Source organism: Flavobacterium sp. N1719, from assembly GCF_025947045.1.
Classification (GTDB): Bacteria; Bacteroidota; Bacteroidia; order Flavobacteriales; family Flavobacteriaceae; genus Flavobacterium; species Flavobacterium stagni.
Window position 1 is genome coordinate 1806696 of record NZ_CP109993.1, and the last position, 21532, is coordinate 1828227.

Genomic DNA, 21532 nt, shown 5'->3' on the forward strand with positions numbered 1-21532 from the left:
TTGTATTTATGTTGTTAGCTATCAAAAATATAAAAAAATACTAATTTAGGCTGTTAAATTCTAAAAATTCCTCCTAAAGCAATAATTCGTTGTAAGAAAAAGAAATGTTGACTGGCTTTATCTGTTGAACTGTGAGTTGTTCTAATGTCTTGCATATCAATATATCCTCCTTTTAATTCAGTTTGAATAAAGAAGTGTTTGAAAAAGGTAAAATTTAATCCCACTTTAGCCGAAACACCAAAACCTGCAATGTGAAAGTCATCATGTCTTGGTTTCCCTAAAACACGGGCATTGGTTTTGGGATACAAAACGCCAAGTCCAATCCCTTCGGTAATATTAATTTGGAATTTATCCGTATTAGGCAAATGAAATAATTCGGACAAATCATCAACTCTACAAATTTCTGTATTCACATAATTGAGGCCGTCGGTATGTTCAAAGGTGAGAAAAGGTGGCGGTGTCGTATCATCAAAACCTGTAAAATTGGTTCCAAAATTAACGGGTGCATTTTGGTAAATGCCATTGTACATCGAACCAACTTCATTAGCTGGTAAATTGATATAACCGTTAACAATAGCGGTTTGGTCTTGGGTCATGACATATTTCATGTGGTCCAAACCAACCGAAATATTGTAATGATCAGAAATGAAATAACCCATCCTAAAATTGGTTTGCGGAATGGTCATATTCCCCGGATTGATGTAATCACAATGCCAACCTTTTGGTTTATCATGGGCCGTTACATCGTGAACGGTAAAATTATAATTGGCTCCTTCGAAATGGATATCCGATTTTGTATATGATTCCCGATTCCCTCCCCAAAAAATATAGAATTTTCCTTTATTGTGTTTGGTGTAGCGTTCAGGCTTTACTTGGTCTTGATTTTGAGCAATGCTTGTAAAAGAACTTAAGGCAATATATGAGGTGATTAAACCTCGTACTAAAAATTTCATTTTAAAATTGATTAATCGTTTTTCGAATCAGTGTAAGTTTTTGCATTAGACTTTCAAAATAATCCAAGTGCAACATATTGGCACCATCACTTTTGGCATTAGCCGGGTCAAAATGGGTTTCGATAAAAATGCCATCGACACCTACTGCAATACCTGCTTTGGCTATGGTTTCAATCATATCCGGTCGGCCACCCGTTACACCCGACATTTGATTGGGTTGTTGTAAGGAGTGCGTTACATCCAAAACAGTAGTCGCAAATTGTTTCATAGTAGGAATACCGCGAAAATCTACAATTAAGTCTTGGTATCCAAACATGCTTCCTCTATCGGTAACCATCACATTTTCATTGTGGCAATCCAATACTTTTTGTGTGGCGTGCTTCATGCTTTCCGGACTCATGAATTGTCCTTTTTTGAGATTCACGGTTTTTCCTGTCTCAGCAGCGGCAACCACTAAATCGGTTTGACGAACTAAAAAAGCCGGAATTTGTAAAACATCCACATATTCCGCCGCTTTGATAGCATCTTCATTGGTATGAATATCCGTTACTGTGGGAACATGAAAAGTTTCCGAAACTTTACGTAATATTTTTAAAGCTTTTTCATCACCGATTCCAGTGAAACTGTCAATACGCGAACGGTTAGCTTTTTTAAACGAACCCTTAAAAACAAATGGGATTTGGTATTGGTCTGAAATTTTTGAAAGATGTTCGGCAATTCGCATCGCCATTTCTTCCCCTTCAATGGCACAAGGCCCAGCCAAAATAAAGAAGTTACCGCTATCGGTATGTTTGATTTGCGGTAGATTATTTAAATTCATGAAATTAATTTTTGATGTACAAATATATGAAATAAAAAACCTTCTTCGGTGGGGAAGAAGGTGAGTGTGAGTTAATCTTTTTTAATAGTTAATCCAATTGGACAAACAATTTTACTTCGTTCGAATAAATTGACATAAAAGGTGAGCTTTTGGTTGCCAAAAGTAACTTCGTAAATTTCTAGTGTGCCTGCCCCTGTACTACTTTTTGCACTCGGGAATGGACAACAAGTGTCTATTTTTTTCCACTGAATTTCTTCTCCATTCGGTCCTGCCAAAGCTTTGAAAAAATAATCCACATTTCTTGGATTGTTGCGTTCATTGTCAAAACCTAAATTGATGGGATAATCCATAGTATACCCGTATTTAGGTTCTGCTGTATATTCTGTCATTTCGAAATGACCATTTTTGGTCTGTAACTTTCGTGCCGTATTGTCAATATTTCGGATGACAAGTTGGGTACCCCCACAACTTATCGAAAGCGCAATTAATAAAACGAAGGCAAGTTTTTTTTCCATGTCGATTAAATATTAGCCAAATTTCTCAAATTCTATGCAATAATCAAACCACGATTTTTATTTTTGTCTCAAATGTGGAAATTATGGATGTAATCATGGGTACGTGGCATTGGTCCATCTCCGGATTTTTAATCGGGATGGTCATGCTACTATTAATTTATTTTGGAAAAGGATTTGGAATGTCTTCCAATCTTCGCAGTCTTTGCTCTATGACAGGGGTAGGAAAAAAAATTGCATTCTTTGATTGGGATTGGAAAAGTCAGCGCTGGAATTTAGTCGTTGTATTAGGGGCCATGATCGGCGGATTTGTCGCTAAAAATTACCTGTCTAATGACACCATCGTTCAAATTAATCCTGTAACCATTGAGAAATTAGAAAAGTTACATATCGAAGCTCCTCAGGCAAAATTATTGCCCGATGCTTTGTTTGGGAATACGGTTTTTACCGAACCCAAGATGATAGTGGTACTTATTCTTGGCGGATTTTTAATCGGTTTCGGTTCCCGCTATGCCGGAGGATGTACTTCCGGTCATGCCATCACTGGGTTGAGCGCCTTTCAAGGACAATCCCTTAAAGCGGTAATTGGTTTTTTTGTGGGCGGACTTTTAATGGCGCATTTTATTTTACCCTTACTTTTCTAAATTATGAGATATATAAAATTCTTACTCGTCGGGTTTGTTTTTGGTATTGTGCTCACTAAAGCCGAAGCTGTTTCTTGGTACCGTATCTATGAAATGTTCCAATTTGATTCCTTTCACATGTATGGAATCATTGGTGTTGCCGTAATGACGGGAGTTGTTGGCGTACAAATCATAAAAAGAAAGCAGCTAAAAGACATCAATGGCGCAACCATTACTATTCCTGATAAAGAAAAAGGAACCTTTCGTTATTGGATTGGTGGCTTGATTTTCGGACTCGGATGGGCCATGGTAGGCGCTTGTCCGGGGCCCATTTTTATCTTATTAGGAACTGGATTTATGTCGGTCGGATTGGTTTTGATCGGTGCTTTACTCGGAACCTTTATTTACGGTTGTATTAAAGATTATTTACCCCATTAAGTGACAAAAGTCACAAAACGTTGCATGCCGTCGTTGTAATTTTGTCAAAAATTTAAACGATGAAAACGACGGTATATATTCAAAACTTAAAATGTGGTGGCTGTGCCAGAACCATAACCAAAAAATTATCCGAACTCGAGGATATTGGCGAAGTGCACGTAGATGTAGAAGAAAGTGCCGTATCCTTTGACTATTTGGATGAAATGGCGCTACAACATGCCCAAGAAGTATTAAAGTTTAACGGTTATCCCGTTCTAGGTGATCAAAATACAATTGGCGATAAAGCCAAATCCCTAGTGAGTTGCGCTATTGGCAAAATGCATTTATGAAAAAAGTCCCAATTTGTTTGGGACTTTTTTATTGTATTTCGGCGCTCAATCCAGCATCCAGCAAAGCGGTACACAACGGCTTAAGGTCTTCAAAAGAACCCGATTTTACGCCACATTGTCCTTTGTAATGTACTAAAATTGCACATTGTTCAGCCTGTATAGGCGTATGATCGCATACCCGAATCAAGGTGTCAATAACATGATCAAAGGTGTTCACATCATCATTGAATAAAATAATCTCATTCTCAAAATCCAAAGCTTCGGCAAGTTCTACCGATTCTTTTACTTTTTCAATGGTACTCATATTCATTTATTTATTTACTATAACGCAATGAAGCCCAATTATTGCGGTCCAATTTCGATTCAAATTTCAATCCTTTTTCTGTACAAGCTGTATCCAAATACGGAATGTCATCGATGTAAAATCCACTCAATAACAACGTGCCACCCGGACGCAAACAATCTACATAGGTTGGCATATCATTGAGTAAAATGTTACGGTTGATATTCGCTATTATTAAATCGTAGGAACGACCAGGTAAAAGTCCGGCATCGCCCTCTTCAACCGTAATGTACTGGCAACCGTTACGTTCAGCATTTTCTATCGAATTCAAATAACACCAATTGTCAATATCGATAGCATCAATCGGTTGTGCACCTTTCATTTCGGCTAAAATCGCCAACAAAGCGGTTCCGCACCCCATGTCTAAGGTTTTCATACCCTTTACATCCATCGCCAACAAATGTTGAATCATCATGTGCGTCGTTTCATGATGCCCTGTACCAAAACTCATTTTGGGTTCGATCACTATATCATACTCCGCACCCGTTTTTTCATGAAAAGGTGCACGTACATGACAAACGCCATCCACGTCAATAGGGTCAAAATTTTTCTCCCATTCCTCGTTCCAATTCACTTGATCAATTTCCTCAATAGTATAATTGATAGTAAATTCTTCCGATTGTAAAATGTAAACCTCTTGAAGCGATCCTTCTTCATATAAGTCTTTCTGAATATAAGCAGATACACCATTTTCGTTTTCAACAAAACTTTCAAAAGGCAATTCCGCTAATTCAGCAATCAAGATTTCTGTAGCAGGCTCTTTTGGTTCCACGGTAAAATGAAACCCGAGATAAACATTTGACATAAAAATTATTTTTGCAAAAGTACGGCAGGAAATTGGATTAAAAAAAGAACCCGACACATGGTCGGGTTAAATTTTTATTTTGTTGGATGTTCACATTCTTTTTCAATCTTGTGGAATACATCGTGAACATTCTGGAAAGTTCGAAGGATTTCTACATCCGGAGCTTTATTAGTAATCAACTCGCTTAGCTTTTTAGTCAATTTTTTCAAAACTGCTACATTCTCAACCACTACGGGTGTTTTTAAGTCAGCAGGCATTGTAGCTACATCCAACGCTTCCGCTTTTTGAACTAAATAATCGTGTGAATTTTTAATCGCAGTAAAATTACCATTTTCTGCAGGGTGAAAGGTTTTCGATAATAATTCATGGTACTCATGCAACTGAGTCCATTTAGAAGTAACCGACTGAGCGGAAATGGTTTGTACAGCTAAAAAAGCAACTGCAGCAATAATAAATTTTACGAATTTCATAACTTTACTTTTAGACGATTAACGTTTTCTAAGCCAAATATAGAAAAGTATTTTGATTTACCTTCAACAATTCATCCCGTTTTTTCTACAGTTCGGTCATTCCTTTTTTTTTATCCCCAAAAAAACAAACAACTTTGCTCCAGAAATTGAAACACATGAAAACCTTAACCACCTTCGTACTTTTTATCCTAACCACCATCGGATTTGCACAAACAACACTAACGGGTACCGTCACCGATGCAAAAAATAAACCGTTAGTGGGTGCCAACGTTTATATTGACGGTACTTATGATGGCGCCATTACCGATGCAAACGGTAAATTTTCATTTGAAACTACCGAAAAAGGAACCAAAAATTTGGTCATCACAATGTTAACCTATGATACCGTTACCCTTGCGATTACCCTCGAACAATACACGCCCCAAATAATAAAATTACGGGAGAGTGTGAACACATTAGATACTGTAGTCATTACTGCAGGAACCTATGATGCTGGGGAACGGGCGCGTGTCTCTGTACTTAAACCTTTGGATATTGTAACTACCGCAGGTTCCAACGGAAATATTGTCGCTGCTTTGCAAACTTTACCCGGAACACAAACCGTAGCGGAAGATGGCCGACTCTTTGTCCGTGGGGGAGAAGCCGACGAAACCCAAACATACATTGACGGTATTCGGGTGGCACAACCCTATGGCGCCACCACGCAAAATGTCCCCACACGCGGTCGTTTTTCACCGTTTTTGTTTAGTGGGATGTCTTTTTCAACCGGCGGTTATTCTGCTGAATATGGGGAAGCACTTTCCAGTGTTTTGTTATTAAATTCAAAAGAAGAAGAAGTGAAAGAACGTACCGATATTTCGTTCATGACCGTGGGTCTAGGATTGGCCAATACGCAAGTTTGGGGTAAAAATTCGCTCACCTTTAACACTGCCTATCTTAATCTCGAACCTTATCAAAAATTGGTACCTCAAAATGTGCAATGGAATAAACCGTTCCAATCTTTTTCGGGAGAATCGGTGTTTCGTCATAAGTTTGAAGTCGGTATGTTTAAGCTCTATGCTGCCTTTGATCATTCCAATTTTGACCTTACACAAGAAACCATCAATGCGCCTTACAAAACGCAAGTTGATTTAACCAACAATAATTTTTATCTAAACTCTTCATACAAAGGAAATTTTGGCGATGGCTGGCTCATCACCACCGGAATGGGGTATGGTCATGGACAAAATCAAATTCATTTGGATTCGGGTAATGCGTTTAATCAAGAAAATGCGGTACACTTGAAATTGAAATTGCGCAAATCTTTCTCTGATCGCGTGAAGGTGAGTTTTGGAGGGGATCAGTTTGTGACCGACTTTAACGAAGACTTTTCCAATGCTTCGATCCAATCCAAAAGTGGCTATGCAACCCGTATTTCGGCCCTTTATACAGAAGCCGATATTATTTTCACCAAACAATTTGCTGCCAAAGTGGGTGCCCGCTATTCTTACAATAGTTTGTTAGTAGAATCCAATGTAACGCCGCGTGTTTCTTTAGCATACAAGACCGCCAAAAACCATCAATTCTCTTTGGCGTATGGAACTTTTGTGCAAGCGCCTAATGCCAACTATTTGAAATACGATAGCCAATTGGATAGCGAACGGGCCGCTCATTATATTTTGAATTATTTGTTCAATCGGGACCGTCAAACCTTTCGTGTCGAAGTTTATGATAAAGAATATTCAAGTTTGATCAAATACGATACGCCTGCTGCCCAATTCAACAGTCAGTTTAACAATGCCGGAACCGGCTATGCTCGTGGCTTGGATATCTTTTGGCGCGATGGAAAGTCAGTTAAAAATCTAGAATATTGGATTTCCTATTCCTACATTGATAGCCAACGCGATTACCGCAATTTCACGGCAACGGTAACCCCCAATTTTATTGCCAAACATAGTTTGTCAGTGGTTGGAAAATACTGGATCAACGATTGGAAATCGCAGTTGAGTGTTACCCATAGTTTTACGACGGGTCGCCCATTCAACAATCCCAACGAGACGGCTTTTATGAATGGAAAAACGAAACCGTACAACAATTTAAGTTTGAGTTGGGCTTATTTGATTTCTTCCCAAAAAATTCTGTATTTTTCGATGACCAACTTATTAGGAACACAAAATGTATTTGGGTACGAATATGCCAATTCACCCGATGCCAACGGAATCTATAATCGAAGAACCATCCAACCCACCGCTGATCGCTTTTTCTTTATCGGCTTCTTTTGGACTATTAGTGACAACAAAAAAGAGAGTCAGCTGAATAATTTATAGGCAGCACAAGTCGATTTTTTCACTCAATTATAACCCGCTCTCCACTGTATCCCCGATAGAAATCGGGGGATGCCGTTACGATCGGGGCTGAAAATCATGAGTTGTTTTCAAATCAAAAGGGGATGTTCCAAAACGAAACATCCCCTTTGCTACTTTAGAGTGCAGCAATTATTTTTTGTATTGTATATCAAAACGGTCCAAGTTCATTACTTTGTTCCAAGCGGCCACAAAGTCTTTTACCATTTTTTCTTTGGCATCATTGCTCGCATACACTTCTGCCAATGCACGTAATTCCGAGTGGGAACCAAAAATCAAATCGGCACGAGTCGCTGTCCATTTTACCGCATCGGTTTTACGATCGCGACCTTCAAATACTTCTTTGTCGGCATCTTTAGCTTTCCAAAGGGTATTCATATCCAATAAATTCACAAAGAAATCATTCGTCAAAGCTCCTGTTTTTGTAGTGAAAACGCCTGTGTTTGTGCCGTTGTAGTTGGCACCAATCGCACGCATTCCACCCACTAATACAGTCATTTCGGGTGCAGTTAAGGTTAACAATTGCGCTTTATCAACCAATAATTCTTCAGTGGTAAATGTATATTGTGTTTTCTTGTAATTGCGAAATCCATCCGCCATCGGTTCCAAAACTGCAAACGAATTCACATCGGTTTGTTCTTGCGTGGCATCCATACGACCCGGAGTAAAGGGAACGTTTACGGGGTATCCCGCCGCTTTGGCCGCTTTTTCAACACCTACATTTCCAGCCAAAACAATCAAATCGGCCATGGAGATTTTTTTCGCACCCGAACTAGCTTGAAACTTCTTTTGAATGCCTTCCAAAGTCTCCAATACTTTATTCAATTGCTGTGGATTATTGCATTCCCAATTGCGTTGCGGTAACAAACGAATACGTGCGCCATTGGCTCCACCACGTTTGTCAGAACCGCGGAATGTCGATGCTGAAGCCCAAGCAGTACTCACCAATTCTTGAGTAGATAATCCTGAATTGGCAATGGCTGTTTTCAAATTAGTAATGTCTTTTGCATCTACCAAGGGGTGATTCACCATCGGAATAGGATCCTGCCAAATCAAATCTTCTTTAGGAACTTCTGGTCCAAAATGACGGGTTTTTGGTCCCATATCACGGTGGGTTAATTTGTACCAAGCACGTGCAAAGGCATCTTCAAATGCTTTTGGGTTGTCTAAGAAATTGCGTGATATTTTTTCATAAACGGGATCAAAACGCAACGACAAGTCAGTAGTCAACATCGTCGCTTTGTGCTTTTTAGTAGCATCAAAAGCATCAGGAACTATATTCGCACCGTTTTTAGCCACCCATTGGTGCGCACCGGCCGGACTCTTCGTTAATTCCCATTCGTTACCAAAGAGCAACATGAAATAGTCATGTCCCCATTTGGCGGGAGTTGTGGTCCAGGTTACTTCCAATCCCGAAGTGATGGCGTCGGCACCTTTTCCGCTTTTGTAGCTGCTGCTCCAACCCAAGCCTTGTTGTTCAATACTCGCTGCTTCGGGTTCTGGACCTACGTGACTCGCCGGACCTGCACCGTGGGTTTTTCCGAATGTATGTCCGCCCGCAATTAAGGCCACGGTTTCTTCATCATTCATTCCCATACGGCCAAAAGTTTCGCGGATATCTTTTGCGGCTAAAACTGGATCGGGATTGCCATTCGGTCCTTCTGGATTTACATAGATTAATCCCATTTGAACCGCCGCCAGTGGATTTTCTAGTTTTCCATCTTGGTACCGTTTGCTGTTGTCGAGCCATTTGGACTCCGAACCCCAATACACATTCGATTCGGGTTCCCAAACATCAGCACGGCCTCCCGAAAATCCAAATGTTTTAAATCCCATAGATTCTAAGGCAACATTACCCGTTAAAATCATTAAATCCGCCCATGAAATTTTGTTGCCGTATTTCTGTTTTATTGGCCAAAGCAATCGGCGGGCTTTGTCTAAGTTGGCGTTGTCGGGCCAACTGTTTTGTGGGGCAAAGCGTTGTTGACCCGAACTCGATCCACCACGACCATCACCGGTACGGTACGTTCCCGCACTGTGCCAAGCCATTCGGATAAATAAAGGTCCGTAGTTGCCAAAGTCAGCGGGCCACCAGTCTTGAGATTGGGTTAAAACCGCTTGAATGTCTTTTTTTAACGCCAAATAATCCAAGGACTGAAAGGCCTTGATGTAATCAAAATTCGGATCCATCGGGTTAGTCAAATTGGAATTTTGACGTAAGACGGATAAGTTCAACTGACTCGGCCACCAATCACTATTTTTTGTAGTAGTTGCCTTAATTTCAGTTTTGGCCGCATCCATTGTACCGTTGTGGAACGGACATTGCGACAAATCTTTTTTTGCCGAATCTTGGGCAAATCCGCTACTTGAAAAAGCAGCAAATAGGAGTATGGGTATTTTTTTCATCGTAAAAAGGTTTGTGTTAGCATTTGTTTGAGATGTAAATTTATGATGTATATTTGATTGATAAAAACGATATTTTCAAACCTAATATTGATAAAATCGATGAACATACGTCAGTTTGAGTATATACTAGCGGTCGCAGAAATTCGCCATTTTGAATTGGCCGCCGAAAAATGTTTTGCAACCCAATCGACGTTGAGTACGATGGTTTCAAAATTTGAAGAAGAATTGGGCATTACCATTTTCAACCGCAAAAAGAAACCGGTTGAGATCACGGCAGAGGGCGAAGTAATAATCGAACAACTTAAAGCCATTCAATCCCAAATTGGAGTATTGAATGAATTGGCCAAAGAATTCAAAGGAGAAGTTAATGGCAATTTGACCATCTCAGTGATTCCCACAGTGGCACCTCCATTATTACCGCTGTTTTTGCAATCGTTTGCTGAAAAATTTCCCCAATTGCATATCGAGATACGGGAGCAAACCACTGCTGAAATTACCCGATTACTCAAATCCCGTGAATTGGATATCGGTATTTTATCCGTACCTATCAACGACCCCGATTTGATTGAAATTCCGTTATATAACGAACCTTTTCAATTGTTGGATTATCGGGAAAAATACACCAATTCGTTGAGCGTTGAAGCACTGGATCCCGCTGATATTTGGTTGATGGAAGAAGGCCATTGTATGCGCACCCAAATTTTGAAGTTCTGTGATTTGGATAAAAACTATTGCAATACTCACCTCAATTTTAATTTCAAAGCGGGTTCTATTGATAGTTTGTTGCGATTTGTTCGTGCCAATCAAGCCACGACGCTTGTTCCGTATTTGGCCGCATTATCTTTATCGGAATCCGATCAATCGTATTTGCGAAATTTTCAAAATCCGGTACCGGTTCGTTCCATAGGATTGGTGGTACACCGGCATTTTGTAAAACGACGGGTTTTGTATTTTTTGGAACAAGAAATCAATAAGCAGGTTCATCCCTTGTTGCCCATAATTACACAGACTAAAGCACTAAATCCATTATAAAAAGTATAAATTTACAATTCGTCCCCCTTTTTCGACAATTCAGTATCTTTCAATTTTTATGTTGGTACTTTCTACCGAATTTTGATTCAGAATTAAAAACAAAAAGCAAATAATTACGAATCAAAAACCTTAAAAAATAGAAATCATGAAAACAATCATCACCGCATTCACTTTCTTTTTAGCACAACTCATCACAGCACAAGCGCCATTTGAACAAGGAATGGGAAAAGCCATGCAACTTTGGGGCGAGAACAAACCTACTGAAGCTGCTGCTTTATTAGAACGCATTGCTGCTGCCGAAAAAAACAGTTGGTTGCCCAATTATTACATTGCTTTAATCAACACGACGGAAGCATTCAACCCGAAAAATCGCGAGAATGTAAATGCCTTGTTGACCAAAGCACAAGCTGTTTTGGATATTGAAACTGCAAAAGCTCCAGACAATGTAGAGTTAATCGTAATGCAAGCACTAATTCATACCGCTTGGATAGCTTACGACCCGATGACCAACGGTATGCGACTTTCAGCAACGGTGATCGGACTCTATAACAAAGCCATTGCCTTAGACCCTAAAAATCCGCGTGCTGTTTTTGGTAAAGCCGAATTTGAAATTGGTGGCGCACAATGGACGGGTGCCGATGTAAAAGCCTTGTGTAAAGACGTAGAACGCGCTACCGTTTTGTTTGCCGCTGAAAAACCGACGATGCCTTTTGCGCCTTCTTGGGGTGCCGATCGTGCCCAAGAACAATTGGCAAAGTGTAAATAATCTCACCGAATACAGAAACAGTACGCCATGAAACTGCTTAAAGAATTCCCGCGCGCCCTTTGGATTTCCCTTACCATATTTTTGGTGTTGCTAGGTATCAATCTTTTGTTGGGTGCTAAAATGGACTTTTGGAACGATATCCGTCCGATGTTCCTCTATACCATGACTTACGGCTTAACGCTGTATTATGCCAATGCTGTGGTGTTTATGGGCTTGGATAAAATGTTTGCCAACAATCGATTTACGCCAAAACGCTTGGTGTTCGGATTTCTAGCTTCGTTTTCAGTGACCATCGGAGTTTTGTTTCTCCTACATTTGGGGCAAGTTGTAGTCATCGAAGGTAAACCTTTGGAACTCTTTTTAGCCAAAGAATCTCCCGCCAATTACCTGGTTTCAATCATCATCACCCTCATCGTTTCCTTGGCCATCCATGCGTTTTATTTCTATAAAGCCTTGAGCGAACGGAAAATCAAAGAACAACAATTCATTGCAGGAGCTGCCAATGCCCGCTTTGAAAGTTTGAAAAACCAAATCGACCCGCATTTTCTTTTCAACAGTTTGAACGTATTGAGTTCGCTCATCGAGGAAAATCCGGATACCGCCCAAAAGTTCACTACTTCCTTATCCAAAATCTACCGTTATGTTTTGGAACAAAAAGACAAAGAAGTGGTAACCGTTCATGAAGAATTGGCCTTCGCCAAAACCTATATGAACTTACTCAAAATGCGATTTGAAAACAGTATTACATTCACTTTGCCCGAACTAACAACAGTTCCCGAAGAAGCCAAAGTGGTGCCACTATCGCTACAATTGTTGCTTGAAAATTGCATCAAACACAATGTAGTGAGCGAACAAAAGCCCTTACATATTTCTATTACCTTGGAAAACGATTATTTAGTCGTGTCAAATAATTTGCAGAAAAAGGAAACTTTGGACGATCGGCAAGGGGTCGGACTCCAGAATATCTTCAGTCGGTACGCGTTATTGACCGACCGAAAAGTTCGCATCGACAGTTCGGTTACCACTTTTTCGGTTCATTTGCCGGTATTGACCAAAACGATTGAAACTGTGACTTTGGTAGAGGAGTTCAATGAAAAGTCGGCCTACCTCAGAGCCCGTGAAAAAGTGAAAAAAGTAAAAGATTTTTACGCCAATTTGATTTCTTACTGTACCGTGATTCCGTTACTCGTGATCATCAATTTGTGGACGGGCGGTTACCAATGGTTTTGGTTTCCGATGATGGGATGGGGGTTCGGACTCACCATGCATGCCCTTGGAACTTTTGGGTATGGCCAAAAATGGGAAGAGCGTAAAATACAAGAATTCATGCAAAAAAATAAAAACAACTCCAGTAAATGGAATTAAAAATAGTACCTATGGAAACACCAATGGATCAAGAAAATTACAAACGTGCCAAAGAACAAGTGAAAGAAATACGCGGATTTTACTCCCACCTGATGGTATTTATCTTAGTCAATCTCTTTTTCTTGTATATCAACTTAAAACATTCACCCGAACATTTATGGTTCTTTTGGCCCACAGTGGGTTGGGGAATCGGCGTGTTCTTCCACGGTATTCGGGTTTTTAATCACCATCCCTTTTTTGGGAAAGGTTGGGAAGAACGCAAAATTCGACAGTTTATGGAAGAAGAACAACGCAGACGCAAAAAATACGAATAGTTATGACACCAGAAGATCAATTTGCTTACGAAGCAGCGCAAGAGCGCGTGAAGAAAATTAAAGGATTGTATACCCATACCTTCGTTTATGCGATAGTCAATGCACTCATCATTTTTTCTATCGCTCGGGAATTGCCCGACAACGAAACCCTCTTTCAACCCGGTGTTTTCAGTACGGCTTTCTTTTGGGGTATCGGACTCCTGGGTCACGCTTTATCAGTGATTATTCCTGAATTTATTTTGGGAAAAGACTGGGAAGAACGCAAAATCCAACAGTATATGGAGGAAGAGAAAAAGAAGTGATTTTTAGAAGAAAGAAGCAAGAAGCAAGAAGCAAGAAACTTGAGTTTAAAACCGGTTACAACTTGAAACCTGAAACTTGAAACTTTAAACCTGAAACCTGAAACCCTATCCCATGACACTACTCATCATCGAAGACGAAAAACCAGCCGCGCGCTTACTTCAACGCAAAGTGGAGAAACTCGGGTATACTGTAACCCATTTGTTGCACTCTGTGGAAGAATCCATTGCCTGGTTTCAAAACAATCCGCATCCCGATTTGATATTTTTGGATATCCAATTGTCCGACGGTTTATCCTTTGAAATCTTTGAAGCCATCGAAATTAAGAGTGCCATCATTTTCACAACCGCTTATGACGAGTATGCGCTCAAGGCTTTTAAATTAAATAGTATTGATTATTTGCTTAAACCGATTGATGAAGACGAATTGGAGTCGGCTATTGCCAAGTTTAAAGCACGAACGGCCACCGTATCGCCTTCCGCGGCATTGGATTTTGAAACCATTCGCAAGTTATTGGTGAATCCGTTGGATCGAACCTTCAAGAAGCGTTTCACCATCAAAGTAGGCCAACAACTGAAAATGATTGCGGTTGAAGAAATTGAATGCATCTACAGCGAAAACAAAGGAACCTACATTCATACGTTGGACAATCGGGATTATCTGTTGGATCAAACAGTCGAACAAGTCGAAAGCGAACTCGATCCCAAAGCCTTTTTCCGTGTTTCTCGTAAATTCATTATTCCGCTGGCTGCGATTCGCGAAATTCAGTTACACAGCAATTCCCGTCTCAAAGTACTACTTTCCACTTACAAAGCAGACGAAGTCATTGTTGCCCGAGAGCGAGTAGGGGAGTTTAAAGAATGGCTAGGATAGGTTTTGTTGTTTTGAATTTGATTATTATAAATTCTAAAATCTAAACTCTAAATTCAAAATAATTACTTACTCACCCGATGCACCACAAACGTAATGGCCGCCATTAAAAAGAACGCCACCGCTTGATGCGTCACACCCAACCACAAGGGCACACTGTAAAGTAAGGTGAAAATCCCTAATCCAACTTGTATAAAAACCACAACAAGTAATGCGTTCAAACCGCGTTGTTGAGTAGTAGACAAAGCATATTTTTTACTGCGGAAATAAAGTGTAAGGATTAAGGCCACCACAATATAAGCCAATGTTCGGTGCATAAACTGAACGCCGCTTTTGCCTTCTGTAAAACGCAACAGCCAATTGGGTTTTTCCAAAGCAATACTTTCATGGAAAAACTGTCCGTCGCTCATCATCGGCCAATGGTTGTGCACATGGCCTGCATCCAAGCCAGCCACAAAGCCACCCCAGATGATTTGAATGACCACTAAAATCCATGTTAAGCGCGCCAACTTTTTCAAAGGCGCAATTATCTCTTGGCGTCCCGCATAAATCAAATCCAACGCCACCCAAAACGTATAAGCAAACGTCAAAAACGCAAAGGTCAAATGGATGGATAAACGAAAATGACTCACATCAGGTTGGTTGAAATCCACCAAGCCGCTTTTCACCATAAACCATCCCAAAAAGCCTTGAAATGCCCCCATTCCTAGGAGCGTCAAACATTTCAAAACCGTGTCTTGCGTCAGTCTTTTTTTAATTAAAAAATAAAAGAAGGGAATCAAGAAAACAAACCCTAATATCCTTGCGATAAAACGGTGAAACCACTCCCAGAAATAGATGAATTTATAATCGGAAAGCGTGAAGTGACTGTTGATTTTTTGGTACTCCGGGAACTTCTTATATTCGTCAAAGGCCGCTTGCCATGCCGCTTCACTCATGGGGGGGAAGGTATCGGTAACCAAATGCCAATCCGTCATCGATAACCCCGATCCGGTCAAGCGAGTGATACCACCCACAACGACCATGACAAATACCATTACACATCCCGTTAACAACCAATAAATAACGCCTTTGTCGGTTTTCATAGTGCCAAAATTTTAAGCCCCACAAAGGTACATCACAGGAGCGAATTCGAACAATTAAACAGGGGTTAATTTTTTGTTTTTTTCTAACGAGTGTAAGTAAAAAGTTCCAAAATTTAATAAAGTCTTGAGTTTTAAAAGTACGATACTCAGCAGCTCAGTAGCTCAGCAGCTACACCAAACCCATTCCTTTCGCCTTAGCCAACACAAAGTCATAGGCCGCTTGGTATTCATTCGGAATCTCACCTTCTAAAATCGCTTCTTTCACCGCGTCTTTCAATATCCCCACTTCCCGCGAAGGCTTAAGCTTAAAAACCTCCATAATCTCTTCTCCCGAAATGGGCGGTTGGAAATTCCGCACCTGATCGCGTGCTTCAACTTCTACGATTTTTTGGCGTACCAACTCAAAGTTCTTGTGGTACTTTTCAAATTTCTTGGGATTCTTCGTTGTAATATCAGCTTCGCAAAGGGTCATCAAACTTTCCACATCTTCACCAGCATCAAAAATCAAACGGCGCACCGCACTGTCGGTCACAATATCTTGGGCCAATACAATCGGGCGCGAACTCATCATCACCATTTTCTGCACAAATTTCATCTTCTGATTCAGTGGCATGTGCAAACGTGCAAAGAGTTTCTTCACCATTTTACCGCCTAAAAATTCATGCCCATGAAACGTCCATCCTTGTTTTTTGTGAAAACGCTTGGTCGGCGCTTTTCCAATATCATGCAACAATGCCGCCCAACGCAACCATAAGTCGTCGCTGTTCGGACAAATATTATCCACCACTTCTAAGGTGTGGTAAAAATTGTTTTTATGGGTATGACCTTCCACTTCCTCCACATTGTTCAAGGCGGTCAGTTCGGGAAGAATTCGTTCCAATAAGCCCGTTTGATGCAAGAGTAAAAATCCGGTCGAAGGCTTGGGAGTCGCCAATATTTTATGCAATTCATCCACAATGCGCTCACCCGAAATGATGTCAATGCGGTAGGCATTGCGCGTGATGGATTCCAACGATTCGGGTACTATCGTAAATTGTAATTGGGTCGCAAAACGAATCGCTCGCAACATGCGCAACGGATCATCAGAATAGGTAATGTCGGGATCCAATGGCGTACGTATCAACTTCGCTTCCAAGTCGGCCACCCCGTTAAACGGATCGACCAATGTGCCAAAATTGTCCGAATTCAAAGAAAACGCCAAGGCATTGATAGTGAAATCGCGACGGTTTTGATCGTCTTGAAGCGAACCGGAGGCCACAAGGGGGTTCCGACTCTCTTCTGTATAACTTTCTTTTCGGGCGCCAACAAATTCGATATCCATGTCTTTGTACCGCAACATCGCCGTGCCGTAATTCTTGAAAACTTGCACTTTGGGCTGGTGGGGAAGGAGGCTGCTGACTTTTAACGCCAACTCAATTCCCGAACCCACAGCGACAATGTCAATATCTTTTTTGTGGTTGCGCTCCAACAAAATATCCCGCACAAAGCCGCCAATCACATAGCACTCAAGGCCTAATTCTTGAGCCGCTTGTGTCACCACTTTAAATATCTTTTGATCTAAAACGTCAGCGTATTGGGTTTTCAACGGAATATTTTTTTTGCAAAAGTACAAATTCACTTTGGTTATTTGGGCACCCTGGCGCGTCATCCGCTGTATCTTTTATTCCGCTGACGCTTCATAAAAGGATGCCGCTACTACCGCTGGTGCAATCAGTGCAGCAATCTAGATTTTCGAAACTTCAAATCCTCAAATTTTCAAATCTTCAAATTTTCAAATTATCTTATTTCCGAATCACCGTCACCTGCGCATCTTGCGTCAATTTTATAATGGTCGAGGGTTTTCCATTTACCTTATCGTGCTGCAATTGCACCACATAATCCACACCGTTCAAAATAGCAGGACTGATTTCTTTAAACGATTGTGGTGTGGGTTCACCCGAAATATTCGCCGAAGTCGATACCAACGGTCGCTTCATGCGTTCCATCAATTTAAAACAAAAGGGTTCTTTCACCAAACGCATACCGAGTGTATTGTCACTGGCAATAATATTTTGGGCTACATTTTTGGGTTGGTCCAAAATCAATGTGGTCGGTTTTTCTGAAAGATCCAAGATTTGCCAAGCCACTTCGGGAATGGAATGAAAAACCGAATGCAACATGCGGTCGCCATTCATCAGCACAATCATGCTCTTGGTTTCTTCGCGTTGCTTTAACGCATAGATCTTTTTCACGGCTTCTTCATTGGTCGCATCACAACCAATGCCCCAAACGGTATCTGTGGGATATAAAATAATGCCGCCTTTCGCAATGACTTCGTAGGCGTTGTGTACTTCTGTTGCTATTAACTTCGGATCCATAACTTAAGCACGCTTCATGCGTTGTAAACGTTTCTTTCTTCGTCTAAAATTTTTTAAAACATACCGGAACGAATTCCATTTCACCTGCAGTGCCATCCAAAAGTCATTGCTGTTTTTTTGCACACAATACGCATCGTACAAGGCTTCCCATTGGGTGAAACTGTATAAGGTAGGATTGTCCAATTCAATGTCCATTTTCTCGGGTAAGCGCAATCCCAATTGGTCCAATTCCAAAAAAACAAAGTTGTCTATCAACGTTTTTTCAGAAAGGGCAATTTTTGAAAACGGCAATTCGGTATAATAATTCAACTGCAAGTCAATTCCTTTTTTGGACGTACAAGCATACCAAATGTACTGCTCACAGGCGTAGCGCATTTTATAGGCTTCGTAAGGATAGGCTTCGTTGTAAATAATGTGATTTTCAGGAAAACGACGGGTCGTCTCGGGTTCGGGTTGCAAGGGAATATCCCACAGCAACTGCATATCCGTAGTCAATCCCACTTGAAAAATATCACTCACATGATAGAGAATCGGCACCCGACGTGGGTCTTTGGTAAACGCCACTGAAGTCAGCACACGTTCTTCAAAAACCTTGTAATCATTGTAGGCCGAGTATTTGCCCATATAATCCAAAAACCCGTTATGAATCAAACGGCAATCGCTGCGCAATTTCATTGTGTACTTTCGCGTGGCTTTCAATACGCCATTGCGCGTCGATACAATCTGTCGGTTGTTGTTATTGTATTTGGAGGTGTTGCTATCGTAATAAGAGGTGCCACCCGGATCTTCATTTTCCAACAAAACATCAAAGTCCAAATGCGAGACATCACTGCCTTTCCAGGTAGATAAAATGATTTCCGCTCCCGGTAAAAAGGCACGGGCACTTTCGAGACAACGTTTTGTCAGTTGTAAGCTCGCTTCATCAGTGGGTTTCCCGTGAACCGGACCCTGAACGACAACCGAAAAATCCGAGGGATTAGGCATGTTTTTCCAAATAGAGGGTCAAATCTTCGGGCGTACCTAAACCGTGCATGGCTTCAAAATCGATGTTGTAGATTTTGATTTTTTGTCCTTCAGCAATACAATAATTGTACACAGGACAGGTATAAAATTCATTATTCACACGGTCGTTGTTGGCAATCATATCAATCGCACCATCCACAAAATAATGCCCTTTGGTAAAGAAATAAATGCCCACTGTAGCAAATTCTGAAATGGCTTTTTTCTCTTTTACTTCAGTTACATTGCCGTTGTCATCGATTTTGGCAAACGACCACTTCGGATTGCGTTCGGCATCGACAAACGTCAAAATACTGCCATCTGCTTTTTGATCCAAACAATCGTTGATATACGCTTCAATCGACATATCCACCAATTGATCCGAGTTGGCAATCAATAACGGATAGTCGTTGTTGATGTATTTTCGAGCGAACAAAACTGTACATGCTGTTCCTTCGGTCAATTGATCCAATTCAATGAATTTGGCATTGTAATTTTTTTCCAATTCGGCCACCAACTCTCGTTCTTGTTCCAAATGCTCTTTTCGGGCAATCAAAATATAATTGGCGTTCGGATAATATAAATTCTCCATCACACGCGCAATCATGGGTTTGCCATTGACATCGATAAAAGGTTTGGGTTTTTCGTAACCGGCTTGGGCAAAACGACTGCCTTGGCCAGCCATGGGGATAACGATATTGATCATAAGGTATCTACGTATTTATCATTGGAAGCGCCAGGTACTTTCACCACGACGGTGGTAGTGTCAGTTAACGCTCTAAAATCAGTGGAAGTATTGGGTTCAATTTTTATAATGGCACCCGGACCGTATTGCACACCGCTCATTTCCACTTCTCCCGAAATAATTACGGTAAATTCAGTGGCAATTTTATGGTGATGGGCTGCTTCGTATTCGCCAGCGGTATAGGATTTCACGCCTACTTCAACATCATTGGTTTTATACAACGAAGGTTCGAAGTTGCCAATGAACCAGCCTTTGAACATGTCCGCTAAATCGTGTTTTTCGATCGCCATTATTTTTGTGCTTTTAGGTATTCTTGTAAATTTTGTGGGGCGTAAAACGAATGGTAATCCGTTTTGCTAATGCCAAAATCCACTACTTTTTGATTCTTTAAAATGTATTCGTTAATTACCGAAGAGGTAAAAAAGTTTCCGTTGATTTGCACATCATCCAGGATGCATTGGAACGCATTGGTAAAGAAATCTTGGGCTTTGGCAAAAAAGTAAAAACCGGCAATAGCGGCATTACTAATCGGATTTTTCTCTGCCGTTTGCACCACTTCACCATTTTCAATGCGGGCATACGACCAGCGGGGATGAACGGATGGGAAAGTCACTATCCCCACATCGGCTTTGCGCTCGTCGAAAGAAGAAAGAATCGCTTGAAAATTATGGTTGATGATTTGGTCGCCGTTCAATACTAAAATGCGATCATCATCCGATAACGAATCAATCGTCATTAAAATACTGCACAAGGCACCTTTAGTATCGCTTTTCAATTTGACAATTTCGCTGTTGGGTGCCAACAAACGAATGGTGTTGTCCAAGTGAAATTTACGTACATCTTCATCTTTTAAAATGAAAACCGCTTGAAACGGTTCGGTAATCGATTGGAATTGCTCGATTACCACTTGAATCATGGGTTTGCCATCAATTTCGACCAACGGTTTGGGATACGAGAATCCGGCATTGGTATACAATTCAGAACTACCGGCTAAAGGAATGATGATTTTAAGCATGTTCGATTTCGTTTATACGGTTCATAATAGCGGTAAATTGAACATCATCCACCGTTTCTACTTTGAATAAATGCGCTCCCGAAGCGAGGGCCGCTTTGATTCCGTTTTCATTGTCTTCCACAATCAAACATTCTTCCGGTTGTAAACCCAAGCGCTGAATCGCTTTTTGGTAAATCTCCGGATCGGGTTTGCCGTGCGTAACGTCTTGATTGGAAATAAAGAAATCCAAATATTGCGTCAAGTTGGCTTTTTGCATCATGATTTCGATGGTATTACGCACCGAATTTGAACAGACTGCAATGTGGTAGCCTTCTTCTTTTAATTTTGATAAAGTATACTGGTGATTGAACGACGGTTTGCATTTGGCATACACCATTTCCATCGTATACACTTGTTTTAAGTCGTTGATAAAACCATGGAGTTTGCGAGGGAATCCACCTTCCAGACTCAACATTTCCAATTTCTTTTTGGTGGGTAGTCCGTCAAACGTGACCAAATGATCGTAGCGACTAATTTCGGTTCCAAATAAGCGCAAGGCTTTGTTTAAGGCTTCATAATGCCAATCTTTTGCATCGATGAGTACGCCGTCCATATCAAACAATACGGCTTTGATTTTGGCCATGGGTTTCGGTTTTAAACTTGC

The 21532-nt window shown here is 40.8% G+C and carries 25 protein-coding genes; 10 read left to right on the top strand and 15 right to left on the bottom strand.

Annotated elements, in window-relative coordinates:
- Positions 1-53: 53 nt before the first annotated feature.
- The 3 genes from OLM45_RS07730 to OLM45_RS07740 form a co-directional block, all read right to left on the bottom strand.
- A complete protein-coding gene (locus OLM45_RS07730) occupies positions 54-953 on the bottom strand; it encodes a hypothetical protein (protein ID WP_264509430.1) in 900 nt (299 codons plus the stop codon).
- A 1-nt stretch (position 954) separates the two neighbouring features.
- Positions 955-1773, bottom strand: coding sequence for a 3-deoxy-8-phosphooctulonate synthase (kdsA, locus tag OLM45_RS07735; protein WP_264509431.1), 819 nt, complete (start codon positions 1771-1773; stop codon positions 955-957).
- 71 nt (positions 1774-1844) lie between these two features.
- Positions 1845-2288 (bottom strand): 2-dehydro-3-deoxyphosphooctonate aldolase, encoded by a 444-nt coding sequence (locus tag OLM45_RS07740; protein WP_264509432.1) that lies wholly within the window; start codon positions 2286-2288, stop codon positions 1845-1847.
- A gap of 83 nt (positions 2289-2371) precedes the next feature.
- Here OLM45_RS07740 and OLM45_RS07745 point away from each other — a divergent pair, with 83 nt between their 5' ends.
- The 3 genes from OLM45_RS07745 to OLM45_RS07755 are packed head-to-tail and all read left to right on the top strand — an operon-like array spanning position 2372 to position 3675.
- Positions 2372-2929: a YeeE/YedE family protein gene (locus OLM45_RS07745; RefSeq protein ID WP_264509433.1), complete on the top strand. Its 558-nt coding sequence runs from the start codon at positions 2372-2374 to the stop codon at positions 2927-2929.
- 3 nt (positions 2930-2932) lie between these two features.
- Positions 2933-3346: a DUF6691 family protein gene (locus OLM45_RS07750; protein WP_264509434.1), complete on the top strand. Its 414-nt coding sequence runs from the start codon at positions 2933-2935 to the stop codon at positions 3344-3346.
- A 59-nt stretch (positions 3347-3405) separates the two neighbouring features.
- A complete protein-coding gene (locus tag OLM45_RS07755; protein WP_264509435.1) occupies positions 3406-3675 on the top strand; it encodes a heavy-metal-associated domain-containing protein in 270 nt (89 codons plus the stop codon).
- 28 nt (positions 3676-3703) lie between these two features.
- Here the strand turns inward: OLM45_RS07755 and OLM45_RS07760 are convergent, their stop codons facing one another.
- From OLM45_RS07760 to OLM45_RS07770, 3 genes are all read right to left on the bottom strand, one after another.
- A complete protein-coding gene (locus OLM45_RS07760) occupies positions 3704-3979 on the bottom strand; it encodes an ATP-dependent Clp protease adaptor ClpS (RefSeq protein ID WP_129460921.1) in 276 nt (91 codons plus the stop codon).
- Positions 3980-3989: 10 nt separating this feature from the next.
- On the bottom strand, positions 3990-4823 hold the full coding sequence (gene prmA / locus OLM45_RS07765; protein WP_264509436.1) for a 50S ribosomal protein L11 methyltransferase: 834 nt from the start codon (positions 4821-4823) through the stop codon (positions 3990-3992).
- Between the two features lie 74 nt (positions 4824-4897).
- Positions 4898-5293: a hypothetical protein gene (locus OLM45_RS07770; RefSeq protein WP_129460923.1), complete on the bottom strand. Its 396-nt coding sequence runs from the start codon at positions 5291-5293 to the stop codon at positions 4898-4900.
- Between the two features lie 155 nt (positions 5294-5448).
- On the opposite strand from OLM45_RS07770, the gene OLM45_RS07775 reads away from it, so the two are divergent.
- On the top strand, positions 5449-7599 hold the full coding sequence (locus OLM45_RS07775) for a TonB-dependent receptor (RefSeq protein WP_264509437.1): 2151 nt from the start codon (positions 5449-5451) through the stop codon (positions 7597-7599).
- Between the two features lie 168 nt (positions 7600-7767).
- Here OLM45_RS07775 and katG read toward each other — a convergent pair whose 3' ends face one another.
- On the bottom strand, positions 7768-10041 hold the full coding sequence (gene katG / locus OLM45_RS07780; RefSeq protein WP_264509438.1) for a catalase/peroxidase HPI: 2274 nt from the start codon (positions 10039-10041) through the stop codon (positions 7768-7770).
- A 99-nt stretch (positions 10042-10140) separates the two neighbouring features.
- Between katG and OLM45_RS07785 the strand changes: the two genes are divergently transcribed.
- From OLM45_RS07785 to OLM45_RS07810, 6 genes are all read left to right on the top strand, one after another.
- On the top strand, positions 10141-11073 hold the full coding sequence (locus OLM45_RS07785) for a LysR substrate-binding domain-containing protein (protein WP_264509439.1): 933 nt from the start codon (positions 10141-10143) through the stop codon (positions 11071-11073).
- Between the two features lie 145 nt (positions 11074-11218).
- The gene (locus tag OLM45_RS07790) at positions 11219-11839 is read left to right on the top strand and encodes a hypothetical protein (protein ID WP_264509440.1); all 621 of its coding nucleotides are present in this window, start codon (positions 11219-11221) and stop codon (positions 11837-11839) included.
- A gap of 27 nt (positions 11840-11866) precedes the next feature.
- Positions 11867-13204 carry a histidine kinase gene (locus OLM45_RS07795; protein WP_264509441.1) on the top strand — a complete coding sequence of 446 codons (1338 nt, stop codon included), beginning with the start codon at positions 11867-11869 and terminating at the stop codon, positions 13202-13204.
- Positions 13195-13518, top strand: a complete 324-nt coding sequence (locus tag OLM45_RS07800; protein ID WP_235829030.1) for a 2TM domain-containing protein — start codon at positions 13195-13197, stop codon at positions 13516-13518. The genes OLM45_RS07795 and OLM45_RS07800 overlap by 10 nt, the downstream gene beginning before the upstream one ends.
- A gap of 2 nt (positions 13519-13520) precedes the next feature.
- Positions 13521-13820 (top strand): 2TM domain-containing protein, encoded by a 300-nt coding sequence (locus OLM45_RS07805; RefSeq protein WP_264509442.1) that lies wholly within the window; start codon positions 13521-13523, stop codon positions 13818-13820.
- Positions 13821-13932: 112 nt separating this feature from the next.
- A complete protein-coding gene (locus OLM45_RS07810) occupies positions 13933-14691 on the top strand; it encodes a LytR/AlgR family response regulator transcription factor (protein WP_264509443.1) in 759 nt (252 codons plus the stop codon).
- A 62-nt stretch (positions 14692-14753) separates the two neighbouring features.
- On the opposite strand, the gene OLM45_RS07815 is transcribed toward OLM45_RS07810, so the two are convergent.
- The 8 genes from OLM45_RS07815 to OLM45_RS07850 all read right to left on the bottom strand — a co-directional run bounded on the left by OLM45_RS07815 (position 14754) and on the right by OLM45_RS07850 (position 21511).
- Entirely contained in the window at positions 14754-15773 is a 1020-nt protein-coding gene (locus OLM45_RS07815) for a COX15/CtaA family protein (protein WP_264509444.1), read from the bottom strand.
- Positions 15774-15942: 169 nt separating this feature from the next.
- Positions 15943-17364, bottom strand: a complete 1422-nt coding sequence (locus tag OLM45_RS07820; RefSeq protein ID WP_413614198.1) for a CCA tRNA nucleotidyltransferase — start codon at positions 17362-17364, stop codon at positions 15943-15945.
- A 190-nt stretch (positions 17365-17554) separates the two neighbouring features.
- The gene (locus OLM45_RS07825) at positions 17555-18130 is read right to left on the bottom strand and encodes an L-threonylcarbamoyladenylate synthase (RefSeq protein WP_264509446.1); all 576 of its coding nucleotides are present in this window, start codon (positions 18128-18130) and stop codon (positions 17555-17557) included.
- Positions 18131-18133: 3 nt separating this feature from the next.
- The gene (locus OLM45_RS07830) at positions 18134-19114 is read right to left on the bottom strand and encodes a WavE lipopolysaccharide synthesis family protein (protein ID WP_264509447.1); all 981 of its coding nucleotides are present in this window, start codon (positions 19112-19114) and stop codon (positions 18134-18136) included.
- Positions 19107-19835: a glycosyltransferase family 2 protein gene (locus OLM45_RS07835; protein ID WP_264509448.1), complete on the bottom strand. Its 729-nt coding sequence runs from the start codon at positions 19833-19835 to the stop codon at positions 19107-19109. Before OLM45_RS07835 ends, OLM45_RS07830 begins: the two co-directional genes overlap by 8 nt.
- Complete coding sequence (locus OLM45_RS07840; protein ID WP_206733875.1) at positions 19832-20164, bottom strand: hypothetical protein; 333 nt, start codon at positions 20162-20164, stop codon at positions 19832-19834. Before OLM45_RS07840 ends, OLM45_RS07835 begins: the two co-directional genes overlap by 4 nt.
- The gene (locus OLM45_RS07845; protein WP_264509449.1) at positions 20164-20889 is read right to left on the bottom strand and encodes a glycosyltransferase family 2 protein; all 726 of its coding nucleotides are present in this window, start codon (positions 20887-20889) and stop codon (positions 20164-20166) included. The genes OLM45_RS07840 and OLM45_RS07845 overlap by 1 nt, the downstream gene beginning before the upstream one ends.
- A complete protein-coding gene (locus OLM45_RS07850) occupies positions 20882-21511 on the bottom strand; it encodes an HAD family hydrolase (RefSeq protein ID WP_129460936.1) in 630 nt (209 codons plus the stop codon). The genes OLM45_RS07845 and OLM45_RS07850 overlap by 8 nt, the downstream gene beginning before the upstream one ends.
- Positions 21512-21532: the final 21 nt, after the last annotated feature.